Genomic DNA, 14,658 nt, shown 5'->3' on the forward strand with positions numbered 1-14,658 from the left:
ATGAATCGGTTGCTCATCGTAGACAATGAGGATTATGTGGTAGAGGGGCTGCTGGAAGTATTCCGTCAGCTCCCGCATTTCGATCTGGAAGTGATTGGCGCTTACTCGGCTAGAGAAGCATTGGAATGGATGCAAAGGACGAAGATTGACATCGTCGTATCCGATATCCGTATGCCGGGTATGGACGGTATTACATTGCAAAGAGAAATTGTGCGTTATTGGCCCAAATGCAAAGTTATTTTCTTGTCTGGGTTTAATGACTTTGACTATGCCCAGAATGCGATACGAGGTGGAGCACTCGATTATGTCTTAAAAACAGACGGTGATGAACGCTTAATTGAAGCGGTGGAAAAGGCTGTGGCGAAGCTCAAGGATGAGATAGAAATCGAGCAATTAATCGCCAAATCGAAGCAACAAATGCGAATGGCTTCAGAGGCTTTACAGCAGGATTTCATGCGTCAGTTGCTACATGGGGAACGGATCGGAGACAGCGAGCTGACCCGACAATTCGCTAATTTGCATATCCCGCTTCAGCCGACGATGACCGTTCTTCCCATCATCGGGCGCGTGGACGAATGGATGGGAGACTTATCCCACTATGACCGTTATTTGCTCCTCTATTCTATCCGCAATATCGCAGGGGAGTATTTGGATGCGACGGTTACCCTGCTGTCGATCCCGATGGATCCATTTAACATCGTCTGGTTGATCCAGCCGAAGGGTATTCATCCTGATAGTCCGCAGCGGGTGCGGGAAGATACCTGGAACATGATGGTTCGGTTCGTACAGGGTACGTTCGAATTAATTCAAGGGGCTTGTAAGGATTTGATCAAGTTGGAGCTATCTGTGATTATCGCCGATACACCAGTGCAATGGGATGGGCTGGGACGGAAGTTCGCTTCACTAAAAGGGAACATGCTATGGGGCTTAGGCTCCGGTCGTGAAATGTTGATGGTTGATCAACATTCGCCCGGTGAAGCCTCAGCCGAGGGAGCATTCACACGGGATGCGGCGACCTTGATCGGCAGTCTGGCGTCGATGCTGGATAACAACCGCCGTGAGCCCTTCTTCGCTTTGTTGGATGAGTTGCTCGATCAACAGGATACCGATCATCTGGAGAAGCATTATTACATGGCTGCCTCCGTTATTCTTTCTTTTCATACGAAGGAGCAGCGCTTAGCCGGAACCGAGGAACGATGGGATGTAAGCCGTCTGATTCGTCTCGATCCTCAAGAGGAGCCGCAAGAAGCGGTCGAATACTTGCGCCGATGCGGGGCATCAATCTTCGATTGCAGGGAACGGTTACGGGGAGAGAGCGAGAACGAGCTGATGACGAATGTGAAAGCCTTTATTGCCGATCATCTCTCCGATGAGCTCAGCTTGACGGCAATTGCGGAGAATACGGGTCACAATTCCTCCTACTTGTCCCGATTGTTTAAGCAGAAGAACGGCGTCGGTATCGCGGAATATATCACGGAATGCCGCATTCGGATAGCCAAGGATCTGCTCGCGGATCAAAGGCATCGCATTCAGGATATTGCCCCTTCGTCCGGATTTACTTCTGTCCAATATTTCTACCGTGTGTTCAAGAAATCGACGGGAATGACTCCTCAGGAATGGAGAGACAGGTCCTCTCGTCGGTGAAGTTGAATCTATTGTGCAATCAAAATGTTACAACGCGAAGTAAAATCTTTGGAATAGAGTCGCCCCAATCGGCGTTGCTATAATCGGTTTGCAAGACGAAAATACGATCCAACTTAATGGAGGGGGCAAGGCTATGTTAGGAAAAAAAGGGTGGACGATGCTGCTTATCGTTGTGCTAGCGTCGAGCGTACTTAGCGCGTGCAGTGGCAATAAGGCCAACGAAGCTAAGGGAGCAGTTGAAACGGAGAAGAGTGAGGGAGCTGCTTCGGCCACAAGCAGCGCGGAAGCAAAACCTGAGGGAGATAACAATCCATTCGGCAAGATCGATCCGCCTATTACCATAAAGTCCGTTCTGGGAACGGCGGGTTGGGCGACCTTCCCGGATGGCGAAACGTGGGACAACGATAATCGTTGGACGAAGCTATATCGGGAAACGTTGGGTATTCAATTAAAGTGGAACTGGCTCGTTGATTCTACGCAATACGACAATAAGATGAACGTGTCCATCGCCTCTGGCGATATTCCAGACCTGATGGTCGTTTCCAAGAAGCAATTGAACCAGCTGGTAGAGGCAGACATGGTTGAAGATCTGACGGAAGTGTTCGACCGTTATGCTATGCCTTATCTGAAGATGCAAGTCGGGGAAGCTTTAGCACCTGCTCAGAAGATGGCGACATACGACGGTAAGCTTATGGCGGTCCCGCAATACGGTGGAGATCCTCGTGATTCCCTAGTCTCTCTCTATATCCGATCCGATTGGCTCAAGAAGTTGAGTCTGAAGGAACCGACGACAATAGACGAATTAGTGAACGTGGCAGATGCTTTCGTCAAGCAGGATCCCGACGGTAATGGTAAGCCGGATACGCTCGGGCTTGGAATTCTGAGCGCGACAATGGGTGGAGGTTCAATGGGCGGATTCTTAAATGGTTTCCATGCATCCCCTGATATTTGGGTTGATGATGGAGCGGGTCAACTCATGTACGGCAGTACGACACCGGAGATGAAAACAGCGCTCGGCAAACTACAGGAAATGTACAAGGGTGGTTTGATCGATCGGGAATTTGGCACGAAGGATTACAACCGTCTGAAGGAAGACGTCGTATCCGGCAAGCTTGGTATCTTTTACGGCACGATTTCGGAATCTGCATTGATTGCGGTAGATCTCATTAAGAACGATCCGAAGGCTTCATGGATTGCGGTTCCTCTCCCGTCCGTTGACGGTACTCCGGCTAAACCGAGTGTAGGTGTCTCTGTTGGCGGCTTCCTGGTCGTCAAGAAAGGCTTCTCTAATCCAGAAGCAGTTGTCAAGATGATGAACTTATTTATCCAGAAAGTATACGGTGAAGATGAGTTTGGTACGAACGGCGATAACAAAACTTATGCTTGGGTAGACAATGCGAAATACGCGATGCACGTTCTATCACCGGTCCAAGGCTATATCAAAGACTACAACTACAGACTGGTTCGCGATGCGCTCGCTTCAGGTGATCCTTCCAAGTTGAATGAAAGCCTCAAAGAGACCTATGATCTTGTATTGGGTACGGACGGCTCGGATCCGGAGAAATGGCAGCAATGGTGGATCCATCAGCCTGCGGTTAGCCCATTCGAGGTGCGTGATCAGTATCAACTACAGCCAGATGGGGTTGTCATCGATAAGTACTTCGGTGGTTCAACGAAAACAGCGGATGAGAAAATGTCGACGTTAGCTACAATGCAAAATGAAACGTTCGTAAAAATCATTATGAATGCTGCACCGATTAGCGACTTCGACAATTACGTAGCAAATTGGAAGAAGCTTGGCGGAGACAAGATTACGCAGGAAGTCAACGAATGGTACGCATCGAATCGTTAATGAAGGATTATTCCGCAGATGAGGGACGGATGCTTAATATCCGGTCCCTTGTGGGCGGCGGGAGGTGAAGACGACCGTGTTCAATAAAAAGTGGAGACAGGAAAGTGCTAACCACATCATGCTACTGCCGGGAGTCTTGTTTCTCTTCCTGTTCTGCTATGTCCCCATGTTCGGCATTATCATTTCTTTCCAGAAGTATTATCCAACCAAAGGATTTTTCAAATCTGAATGGGTTGGATTAGAGAATTTTCGCTACATCTTCGAATTGCCTGATTTCAACAGGGTGTTATGGAATACGGTATTTATCGCATCTGCAAAAATCATCCTGCTCTTGATCGTACCTATCATAACGGCGTTACTGCTAAATGAAGTTCGGAATGTACTGTTCAAGCGTTCGGTACAGACGCTTATCTACTTACCTTATTTTCTATCTTGGGTTATTCTTGCCGGTATTCTAATGGATGTTCTGTCTCTGAAAGGCATTGTCAATCAGATGATCGAAGGACTTGGGATGCAGTCTATCTTCTTCCTTGGGAACAATAATTGGTTCCCATGGACGCTCATTGTATCAGATACGTGGAAGCAGTTTGGATTTGACACCATTATCTATTTAGCGGCACTCACTGGAATAAATCCGACGTTGTATGAGGCGGCCGTTATCGATGGAGCAAGCCGCTGGAAGCAGACGCTTCACATTACGCTTCCTGGGATGGCTCCGATTATCGTACTCATGTTGACACTGAGCCTAGGGAACGTGCTGAACGCCGGCTTCGATCAGGTATTTAACTTATACAGTCCTCCAGTGTTTGAGAGCGGCGATATTATCGATACGATGATCTATCGGATCGGACTGCAGGATTATCAATTCAGCGTATCTGCAGCGCTTGGTCTATTTAAGTCAATTATCTCATTTGTACTCGTCTCTGTGTCGTATGCTATGGCGTATCGATTCGCCAATTATAGAATTTTCTGATTGGGGTTGCTGTCGGATGATTAAGACGACGTCCTGGAGCAGAAGAAGCTTCAATCTGGTCAATTACACATTGCTGATCTTGCTGTCGGCGCTTTGCTTTCTGCCGATTGTTCACGTGTTGGCGCTATCGCTAAGCTCCAAGATACAAGTGACGGCAGGCAACGTGTTATTCTGGCCGCGCGACTTCACTTGGGCTTCTTATGAATATGTTGCCTCGCAAGGGCAGTTTTTCCGCTCGATGGGCATCACGCTGGAGCGTGTAGCACTCGGCACCGTAATTAATCTCGGATTGACGCTTTTATGCGCGTATCCGCTGTCGAAGGAACGCCGAGATTTTCGCTTTCGGTCCGCTTACGTTTGGTATTTCGTAATCACGATCCTATTCGGTGGCGGACTCATTCCTTGGTATTTAACCATTAAAAACCTTGAGCTATTGAATTCGATTTGGGCGCTCGTGCTGCCTGGTGCGGTACCTGTGTTCAATATCATACTGTTGCTTAACTTTTTCCGCAGGCTTCCGAAAGAAATGAACGAGTCGGCTCGAATCGACGGTGCGGGCGATTGGCGTATTCTGTTCAGTATTTATGTTCCGTTGTCCATGCCCTCGCTCGCGACAATCACGCTTTTCACGGTAGTGGGGCATTGGAATTCGTGGTTCGATGGGCTGCTGTTAATGAACAACCCGGATCGATATCCGCTGTCCAGCTACTTACAGACCGTCATAACGATGCCTGATTTGTCCAAGTTCACCGACCCGGAAACCGCGCGGGTGTTCAACCGAATATCGGACAGAACGACACGTGCCGCTCAAGTGTTCGTCGGTATGTTACCGATTCTGCTCGTCTATCCCTTCTTACAGCGTTATTTCATCCATGGCATCGTGCTTGGCAGCGTGAAGGAATAGGTAGTGCTATTAACTAGATTAATAATTAGGAGGGATCGATAATGACTCATCAATATTCCGTCATTCTATCTAACGTTGGTAGCTGCTCTGACCGTTATGTGACCGGAGGGTATGCGGAGCCGTTCACGATTTCCGAGCTATTCGGTCGAGTGGCTCAGATTCCTCAGGTCACCGGAGTAGAATTGGTTGGCTCTTGGCATGTCACGGAAAACAATGTGAAAGAGCTGAAAGGTCATCTGGAGCAACACGAGCTCAAGCTTGTCTCCATCATTCCCGATCATTTCGGACAGATGAAATGGAAATACGGTAGCTTTGCGGCCAAAGATCCGGCGATCCGCAGGGAAGCTGTCGCTCATACGAAAGAGATGATCGATGCGGCAGTAGAGCTGGGAGGCGATCTCATCTCGTTATGGCCAGGTCAGGACGGCTACGATTACTTGTTCCAAGCGGACTACATTCAGGAGCGTGACTGGTTTGCGGAAGGTCTCAAAGAGGTGTGCCGCTATCGACCTGATGTAAGGATTAGCTTGGAGTATAAGCCGAAGGAGCCTAGAACCCACAGCTACTTGAGTACTGCAGCTATGTCCATATTGATGGCTCAAGAGACCGGTACGGACAATATCGGAGTGACGATCGACTTCGGCCATTCGTTGAATGCGTATGAGACACCAGCTGAATCCGTTGCGTTATTGAAGAGATATGGGAACAAGCTGTTTCATGTTCATATGAACGATAACTTCCGTCATTGGGATGACGACATGATCGTAGGCAGCGTCCATACGATAGAGACGTTGGAGTTTTTCTATTGGTTAAAGCGGACAGGGTATAACGGCTGGTTGTCGATCGACCAATATCCTTACCGGGAGGACGGATTGGAGGCAGTACGGGAGGGCGTCAATGCTATGGAGTCATTCGCTCGCCTCGTGGATTCGATCCCTAATGAAGAAATCGAAGCGTTACTGAGAAGTGGCAAGTCACCGGAAATTACTGCTTATTTGCGCAAGCTGTTGTTATCTCTAGATCGCTGAACAGCAAGGAGTGAACAATCAAATGATAACAATAGGCAAGATGACCGTCGATTATGAGACGAATCCGCTTGGCATAGATAATAGCTACCCGGCCTTAAGCTGGCAGATGGATGCCGGCCGCCGAGGTGAGTATCAAACCGCCTATCAGATTTTGGTTGCGGATAGCATCCAGGAACTAGCTCTGGATCAAGGGGATTGCTGGGACAGCGGAATCGTGGCTTCTCGTGACTCGCAGCACATCATTTACGGCGGAAGTTATCTGCAGTCTAGCACTCGTTATTATTGGAAAGTAAAAGGTTGGGACCGTGAGGGCAAGGAAAGCGATTGGAGCGATATCGGCTATTGGGAAATGGGACTGTTAATGGATGAGGAGTGGAGTGGGCAGTGGATTACTGCCCCATTCCTACCTGATCCACAACCGGAGCCGGATTTGCTGAAGGGCGTTCCTGTTCTTTGGGATAGAATGAGCGAAGAAAATCCGGTGCGCGAAGAAACACCTACCGGAGTTAAGGACAAACGATATTTCCGACTTTCTTTTACGATCGATAACGAGCTTCCGTCGGAAGCGAAGCTACATGTATTCGCTGTCGACTCGCTCCAAATCTATGTGAACGGTGAAGATGAGGGGCTATATTACCCGTATTTGCAGTCAGTTGTTCTGGATGTGCAAAGCTTGCTGCTTCAAGGTCTTAATAGTATTGCTTGCAGTTCTGACGGAGAAAAGCAAGGCTTCGTTGCTGTACTCCACTTAGCTTATGCGAATGGAACGACCCGGACCTACGCTGCCGATTCCAATTGGCTCGTCACCGATAAGCCTGACGGGGATTGGACTTCTGCTGAGATGGACGAAAAGAATTGGCAAGCTGCAATTCCGATCGGTACCTTCGGAGAAGGGGACTGGGGCGTATATAAACGAATTCTCTATCCTGTGAATACCGCATATGGACCCAATCCTGTCATCGGTCGGTCCTTCCAAATTGACAAGCCTGTTGCCAATGCGAGGCTGTATATTTCCGCTTTAGGAATTTATCAGAGTCACATGAACGGCAAGCCGATTGGGAGTGATGTATTCGCTCCCGGCTGGACGGATTATCGCAAGCGTATTCCCTATCAAACTTACGATGTGGCTTCGTTATTGCAAGAGGGCTCCAACAGGCTGGAGGCCGTTGTGGGTTCCGGCTGGTATGCGGGACATTTAGGGATATGCGGCCCCTATCATTATGGCACGAAAGTCGCTGTACGAGCACAGCTCCACATTGAATACGAGGATGGCACGAGTGAGATAATCAGGTCGGACGAGGACTGGCTCTCTGCGAGAAGCCCGGTCGTGTCGGCGGATATTTATATGGGAGAAACTTACGACGCAAGGCTGAAGACTTTGAATCCCTCGGATTGGCAGCAGGTGCAAATCCTCGAAGAAACAATAGGTGGCCACATGACTGCTCAGCAAGGCCCTGCGATTAAGCCTGTTCGTGAACTCGTCCCCAAATCGATCCTACGAATCGACGAATCACGTTATATCGTCGATATGGGGCAGAACATGGTGGGGTGGCTGCGATTGAAGTTTTCCGGAACATCGGGTCAACGGATTACGATTCGGTATGCGGAACGGCTGGATCAGGATGGTCGGGTATATCGGACGAATCTTCGTACAGCCAAACAGACGGATACTTACATTTTCGGTGGGATCGCTGAAGAGCAGTACGAGCCTCATTTTACTTACCACGGTTTCCAATATGTCGAGATTGAAGGCTATTCAGGCGAGCTGACATTGGATCAGGTGATTGGTATTGTCGTCCATTCTTCCGCAGAGGAGACATCGGAGGTTCACACGTCACATGCTCTTATTAACCGCCTGCTAGAAAATATCAAGTGGAGCCAACGGGGTAACTTCTTTGGCATTCCGCTCGATTGCCCGCAACGGGATGAAAGGCTTGGATGGACGGGAGACGCGCACGCTTTTGCCCGGACAGCAACATATAACATGAACTGCGCGAGCTTTTACACCAAGTGGATGACGGATATTCGTGATGCACAGGGTGAGGACGGTGCATTCCCAGATGTTGCTCCGTTCGTCGAGCATTTCGGCAGGGGACATGTGTTCTTCGCAGACGGAGGGGTAATTCTACCCTGGACTCTATATCGAGTGTATGGCGATCGAAGGTTTATCGAACATAATTACGAGGCCATGACACGATGGATAGAGTGGATGGAACGAGATTGCGAGGAGGGGCTAATTCGCCGTTCCGAGAGCTTCGGAGATCACCTTTCCTTCGGTGCTGAGACGCCTAAAGCACTTATCAACGCTGCCTTCTTCGCTTACAGCGTCAAGCTAATGGCACGAATGGCGAGCGAGATCGGCAAGGACGAGGATGCGCTTCAATACGCGGACCTGTTCGAGCGGTTGAGGCAATCGTTCCAGCTGCGGTTTGTTAAAGAAGATGGCCGAATAGAAAGCGATACACAGACGGCCTATGTCCTTGCCCTAATGATTGGCTTGCTACCGAAGGAAATGGAACGGGCATCCCTGCGACGGTTAGTTGAAGATATCCGTAATCGGAATTGGCATATGACGACAGGATTTATGGGCGTATCGTATATTTTACCCTTGCTAACCGAATACGGGGAGACGGAGGCCGCCTATCGTTTGCTGCTGCAGGAGACTTTTCCATCATGGCTGTATCCCGTACAAAATGGAGCGACGACGATTTGGGAGCGGTGGGATGGCTGGACGGAAGAGAAGGGCTTTCAAGATCCTGAGATGAATTCCTTTAATCACTATGCTCTCGGTTCAGTGGGGGAATGGATATATCGCTTCCTGTTCGGCATCGATTTGGACGATCGCGAATCCGGTTTCCGTACGTTTAGAATTCAACCGTTGCCTGGAGGTGAGTTTACTTCCGCCAGATGCAAATATCACAGCCTATATGGATGGATCGAAAGCGATTGGGTAATCGAGGGAGACAGCCTCGTCTTACGAGTCGAGGTTCCGGTGAATTGTACAGCAGAGGTTCGATTGCCTGCGAAGGCGGATTCGGAACTCTGGATAGACGGTGTTTCGATTTCGACTGACGGTGAAGTAAATAGCCCAAGCGAGGAATGGAAGTTTATCCGCCGTGATGTCTGGTCGGCTTACTTCCGGGTCGGTTCCGGTCGTTATGAGTTTAAGGTGGCGAGATGGTAACCTCGGAAGAAGTTAGTGGACCATGGGATATGGAAAGCTTGATGGAGTCGCCGTTCGTTCAATGGGGGGCGACAACGCATCATTCGGATTATTCATTAACGCCCCTCTATTATGAGGGCGAGCCTTATCGCGGCAAGACGACTCGCGTGTTCGCCTATTATGCAACGCCCAAGGAATACACAGAGCCACTTCCGGCTATCGTTCTCGTCCATGGTGGAGCAGGAAGGGCGTTCCCCGAGTGGGCCGGACAATGGGCATCACGAGGATATGCAGCTATTGCAATGGATTTGTTCGGTAACGGGCCGGATGGCGAGCGGCTGGAGGACGGTGGACCCGATCAAAGCGAGGAGTCGTTATTCTTCAAGGTGTCCCCGGATTCCTTGGGGGAGATGTGGTCTTATCATTCTGTTGCTGCCGTTATACGCGCAATCTCGCTTGTGGCGTCGTTGCCGGAAATCGATACAACGAAGGTTGGCCTCATGGGAATATCGTGGGGAGGCTATGTGACCGAGATTGTGACGGGCGTGGATCCGCGTCCGGCTTATGCGATGACGGTATATGCGGCGGGTTATTTTCAGGAAGGCTCCTGTTGGATGGACATTATATCTCGTATGGACGGTATTCAACAGCGTTTGTGGGAGGATACATTCGATGTCAGTCGGTATATTGGCCAATCAAAAACGCCAATGTTATGGGCGACGGGGACTAACGATACGTGCTTCGATCTGGATTGCTGGCTAAAGACTCACAGGTCGGCCAAAGGACATAAGACACTCCGGCTCATGAAGGACTGGGAGCATAATTACGAGGTGCCTTGGAATACGAATGAGTTTTTCACTTATGCGGATTCTCAGGTCAGAACGAGTAGACTATTACCGGGAATTCGCGATATCGATGAGGATTCAGACGGGATGGTTTGGGCGGCATACGGAGCATCAGACGTTATCCTTTCGGCGGAACTACTGTATACGGCCGACACGGGACGGTCGCCAACCCGAGTGTGGACGACAAGCCCCGCAGTCGTGTATCCTGAAACCTGCCGCGTTGCTGGGAGTGTTCCTAATGAAGCAGTAATGTACTATTTTGCGATAGAGGATGAAGAAGGAAATATCGTTAGCTCGGATGTGCGGGACCGTTCCGGGACGAATATACGATGAAGCCTGAGTGGAGGCTTTACCAACTGTGAGGGATAGCGACATGGCAAATAACGAACAAGGACCGAACTGGATTTGGTATCCGGGCGATTACGAAATATGGCTTCACCAGAAAGCATCCGTACGAAGGCAGTTCAGAGGCTACATTTGTCCGCCCTCCTGGCGACTTGATGGAGCTTACACGAGCATAAAGTTTCGCAGGTTGTTCGAGCTTACCGAGCCTGCGGAGCTGACTCTGTCGGTTCAGGGGGAGTTCGTTCTTCTCTTGAACGACGACATGACACCGCTTCGATATGAGCGTAAACCGGTTACTTCAGTTACTCTCCCAGCGGGTAAGCATACGCTTGCGATTAACGTCTATAATGATCGGGAGATTCCAGCGCTGTATACGACAGGAGCGGGTTGCGACTCAGGTGAAGGGTGGGAGGTAACTGCACTGAATGGCAAATGGGTGCCTGCCGCCTATTGGAATTTTAGCGATATTGAACAGCCTCCCGCTTCGTTTCCATTTGCATACGAGGAATACGATCCGGTGAATACGGAAGCGCTAGATGGCGGCGGGATTATCGTGGATTTCGGCCGCGAAACCTTTGGTTATGTTGAATTTGGCGACGTAACGGGCACTGGAAGCATTCATTTGTATTATGGTGAATCGCGGGAAGAGGCGCTGGCTGGCGAACTCGCCGAGACGTTCGAATCCCTGTCCGTCGACGGCAATGCCGCAAGTAGCTGGCGTACACCGGTTACTAGAGCATTTCGATATATTCAATTGAAAGCTGACGAGGGCGTTCAATGGGGCAATGTGAAGCACCATTATGAGTATGTACCGATGGAGCTCAGAGGCTCCTTCCGAAGCTCAGACCAGCGGTTGGACGACATCTGGGAGCTATCCGCTCATACGCTTCAGTTGAATATGCGGGAATTTTTGTACGATGGGATGAAACGCGACCGTTGGGTATGGAGTGGTGACGCTAATCTCGGATTTCTAATTAATAATTACGCTTATTTCGAGCAGGATGTGACGAAGCGGACGCTCGTCGCACTGCGGGGTAAAAACCCAGTTGAGATCCACATCAACACGATTATGGACTATACGTTCTACTGGTTCCTTAGCTGCTATGATTATTATTTGTACACAGGTGATCTAGAATTCGTTCGCACTCACTATGCGAATATGCTGAGCTTGATGGAATTCTGCCTGAAGCGTTGCAACGAGGAAGGCATGATGGAAGGCTATCCAGAGGATTGGGTATTTATCGATTGGGCACCGATGGAACGCAGGGGGGCATTAGCTGCCGAGCAGTTATTGTTATGTAGAAGTATGGAGACGATTGCTTGCTTTGCTGCTGAGCTTGGTGATACAGACAATGAGCGAAAGTACTCCAAGATGGCTGATGGTCTTCGTTCACGGATATTTGAAGCGTTCTGGGACGAGGAGCAGGGCGGGTTCATTCATGGAAAGCTGAACGGTGAGCTGCAAAAGGATATTCTCAAATACCCAAGCGTATTCGGTATCCGGTTTGATTATTTGGATGAGGAGCAGCGTGAATCGGTCAAACGAAACGTACTCATGAATAGCTCCATTCAGAAAATTATTACGCCGTTTATGCGCTTTTTCGAGCTGGAGGCTTTGTGTGAGATTGGAGAAGAAGCACATGTCCTGCGTGAAATAAGCAATTATTGGGGCGGGATGATCGACTTGGGCGCAACCTCGTTCTGGGAGGAATTCGATCCCTCGTTACCACCGGAGCTTCAATATGATATGTATGGCGATAAGTTCCGCAAGAGCCTCTGTCATGCATGGGGTGCTGCTCCAATTTACTTGCTTGGCAAGTATGTGCTTGGTGTTCGTCCGATCGAACCCGGGTACCGTCGCTATCGGGTTGAACCGAAGCTTGGGGAACTGGAGCAAATCGAAGGTAAGGTTCCGACGCCACATGGCGACATAACTGTTTATCGAGATAAGGATAGAATAGTCGTGAAGACTTGCGGAGACGGTAGCGGTATTCTTGTATTCACATGCGAGGGAATTCCCCAGAGCAAGGATGGATTGTTGACGCAAACTCCAGATGGCCGATATGAGCTTCTATTGGAGAAACCTGGAGCTGTCTATGAGGTTAATCTGAGCAATTAAGTGAGAATGAAATCAACCTTCAGAGTTGAAAATGACCCTGACTTGACGTCGACGACGTCTTGTCGGGGTTTTTGCTATGCAATCAGCAGAAACAGTCCATTTTTTCATTGTCGTCATACTTTCACCATGTTCGTTACGTCCCAAATCAGAGAAGATGAGAACAAGAAAAGCAACACTCCAATTGGATTCACTATTCCGAACATTAGGGTCTACGATCGGCTCCATCCTGCGACCGTTGGGATTTCCGAATAATCCCGCAGTGCCGAGGCGTTTGCTTCCGGTATGCTGCAGCAGATGGGCGGCTTAGACCCTCCAATACGAAGGTTCGACTCCTTCTGATCACCTTTCAAGTGATGCCATGGTAGGCACTCGACTAGGGCTCGAGAGATCAAAATCTGAACTGCCTGATCTAGAATTCTCAGCGGTCGCCCTTAGGCAATCGCACCTGAACCAAGCTTTGCAGTTCGTGGATACCGGTATGAGTTAAGCAGCTCCCGCGTTTCTATCCGATGTCGACGAGTCGCCGATAAGCAAGGGGATCGGCACTCCCTACGGAGGCTACAACATCGGGCATGCATGAACTCCTACCTTAAGCGTGACTTCCGCTTCTGTACGGGGAGGATTCTAGACCTGGCAACCCATTATTAACAAATCGAAATGAGGTAAATCCCTATGAAAACAATCGTTCGCTCCGACGAAAGAGCTTTACTGTTCAAGGACGGCAATTATATGAAGCACCTGATGCCAGGTAACTACAGATTCTGGTCATTCGCTGACTATCAAGTGACTACACTGAATGTAAGTAAACCGTTCTCCGTACCTGACAAAGACATCAACCTGTTCCTGCAAGATGAGGAGCTGTTGAAGGAATTGACTGTTGTGGACGTAAAGGATTACGAATACGTACTCCACTTCGAGGATGGGAAAATCACACGTCTATTGCCTACGGGCAAATACGCGTTCTGGAACGTCTGGAAGCGACACGAGTTTATTCGGGTGGATGCACGGAACCCAGAAATTCCTGCTGACATAGACGTATCCGTTCTCGCACGGTTGAATAGCACTTATTTGCAATCTTACGAGGTGGCGAACCACGAGACGGGATTGCTGTTCATTGATAACACTTACCGTAAATCGTTGAAGCCAGGTAAGTATTATTTCTGGAAAGGCCCAGTCACAGCACAAGTAAAGACAGTCGATCTAAGGCAACTCCAGCTGGACATGACTGGCCAAGAGATGATGACCGAAGACAAAGTGACTCTACGTTTGAACTTCGTCTGCCAATATCGGATCATAGATCCGCTGAAGGCGCTGGAAGTGAAGTCGTTCGAGGATCAAGTGTACGTCATGCTACAGCTTGTGCTTCGTGAATACGTGGGTACGATGAAACTGGATGAGCTACTGCGAGCGAAGCAAGAGATCGGGACTTACGCAATTGGGAAGTTGAACGGTCAAAGTGGCGACCTTGGGATTAGCTTCCTATCCGCAGGCGTTAAGGACATCATTCTTCCAGGAGACGTAAAGGAAATCCTCAATACCGTATTGATCGCTGAGAAGCAGGCACAAGCTAACCTGATCACTCGCCGGGAAGAGACAGCTTCGACTCGAAGCTTGCTTAACACAGCTAAGCTGTTAGACGAGAATGAGACGTTGTACCGGTTGAAAGAGCTTGAATTTCTGGAGAAGATTTGCGATAAGATTGGCAATATATCTTTGACTAATGGTGGGAACATGCTGGAGCAATTGAATTCCCTATTCTCCGCCAAAGGAAAGTAAAGGAGTAGA

Annotated in this window: 9 protein-coding genes; all 9 read left to right on the forward strand. The window is 49.3% G+C overall.

Going from position 1 to position 14,658, the window contains the following annotated elements:
• Nucleotides 1–1,644 (forward strand): response regulator, encoded by a 1,644-nt coding sequence (locus M1K58_RS09300; protein ID WP_256758516.1) that lies wholly within the window; start codon nucleotides 1–3, stop codon nucleotides 1,642–1,644.
• A 133-nt stretch (nucleotides 1,645–1,777) separates the two neighbouring features.
• Complete coding sequence (locus M1K58_RS09305) at nucleotides 1,778–3,496, forward strand: extracellular solute-binding protein (protein WP_256758517.1); 1,719 nt, start codon at nucleotides 1,778–1,780, stop codon at nucleotides 3,494–3,496.
• 76 nt (nucleotides 3,497–3,572) lie between these two features.
• The gene (locus M1K58_RS09310) at nucleotides 3,573–4,469 is read left to right on the forward strand and encodes an ABC transporter permease (protein WP_256758519.1); all 897 of its coding nucleotides are present in this window, start codon (nucleotides 3,573–3,575) and stop codon (nucleotides 4,467–4,469) included.
• Nucleotides 4,470–4,485: 16 nt separating this feature from the next.
• Nucleotides 4,486–5,373 carry a carbohydrate ABC transporter permease gene (locus M1K58_RS09315; RefSeq protein ID WP_256758521.1) on the forward strand — a complete coding sequence of 296 codons (888 nt, stop codon included), beginning with the start codon at nucleotides 4,486–4,488 and terminating at the stop codon, nucleotides 5,371–5,373.
• 41 nt (nucleotides 5,374–5,414) lie between these two features.
• A complete protein-coding gene (locus M1K58_RS09320; RefSeq protein WP_256758523.1) occupies nucleotides 5,415–6,401 on the forward strand; it encodes a sugar phosphate isomerase/epimerase family protein in 987 nt (328 codons plus the stop codon).
• A gap of 22 nt (nucleotides 6,402–6,423) precedes the next feature.
• Complete coding sequence (locus M1K58_RS09325; RefSeq protein ID WP_256758525.1) at nucleotides 6,424–9,585, forward strand: family 78 glycoside hydrolase catalytic domain; 3,162 nt, start codon at nucleotides 6,424–6,426, stop codon at nucleotides 9,583–9,585.
• The gene (locus tag M1K58_RS09330) at nucleotides 9,579–10,742 is read left to right on the forward strand and encodes an alpha/beta fold hydrolase (RefSeq protein ID WP_256758527.1); all 1,164 of its coding nucleotides are present in this window, start codon (nucleotides 9,579–9,581) and stop codon (nucleotides 10,740–10,742) included. The genes M1K58_RS09325 and M1K58_RS09330 overlap by 7 nt, the downstream gene beginning before the upstream one ends.
• A gap of 40 nt (nucleotides 10,743–10,782) precedes the next feature.
• Nucleotides 10,783–12,873, forward strand: coding sequence for an alpha-L-rhamnosidase-related protein (locus tag M1K58_RS09335; RefSeq protein ID WP_256758529.1), 2,091 nt, complete (start codon nucleotides 10,783–10,785; stop codon nucleotides 12,871–12,873).
• A 672-nt stretch (nucleotides 12,874–13,545) separates the two neighbouring features.
• Nucleotides 13,546–14,649, forward strand: coding sequence for a slipin family protein (locus tag M1K58_RS09340; protein ID WP_256758531.1), 1,104 nt, complete (start codon nucleotides 13,546–13,548; stop codon nucleotides 14,647–14,649).
• Nucleotides 14,650–14,658: the final 9 nt, after the last annotated feature.

This window comes from Cohnella sp. WQ 127256, assembly GCF_024519285.1.
Taxonomy (GTDB): Bacteria; Bacillota; Bacilli; order Paenibacillales; family Paenibacillaceae; genus Cohnella.

What these genes read in the sequence shown, in the direction of transcription:
- M1K58_RS09300 (WP_256758516.1), top strand. Translation starts at nt 1, where the DNA reads ATGAATCGGTTGCTCATCGTAGACAATGAGGATTATGTGGTAGAGGGG.
- M1K58_RS09305 (WP_256758517.1), top strand. Translation starts at nt 1,778, where the DNA reads ATGTTAGGAAAAAAAGGGTGGACGATGCTGCTTATCGTTGTGCTAGCG.
- M1K58_RS09315 (WP_256758521.1), top strand. Translation starts at nt 4,486, where the DNA reads ATGATTAAGACGACGTCCTGGAGCAGAAGAAGCTTCAATCTGGTCAAT.
- M1K58_RS09320 (WP_256758523.1), top strand. Translation starts at nt 5,415, where the DNA reads ATGACTCATCAATATTCCGTCATTCTATCTAACGTTGGTAGCTGCTCT.
- M1K58_RS09325 (WP_256758525.1), top strand. Translation starts at nt 6,424, where the DNA reads ATGATAACAATAGGCAAGATGACCGTCGATTATGAGACGAATCCGCTT.
- M1K58_RS09330 (WP_256758527.1), top strand. Translation starts at nt 9,579, where the DNA reads ATGGTAACCTCGGAAGAAGTTAGTGGACCATGGGATATGGAAAGCTTG.
- M1K58_RS09335 (WP_256758529.1), top strand. Translation starts at nt 10,783, where the DNA reads ATGGCAAATAACGAACAAGGACCGAACTGGATTTGGTATCCGGGCGAT.
- M1K58_RS09340 (WP_256758531.1), top strand. Translation starts at nt 13,546, where the DNA reads ATGAAAACAATCGTTCGCTCCGACGAAAGAGCTTTACTGTTCAAGGAC.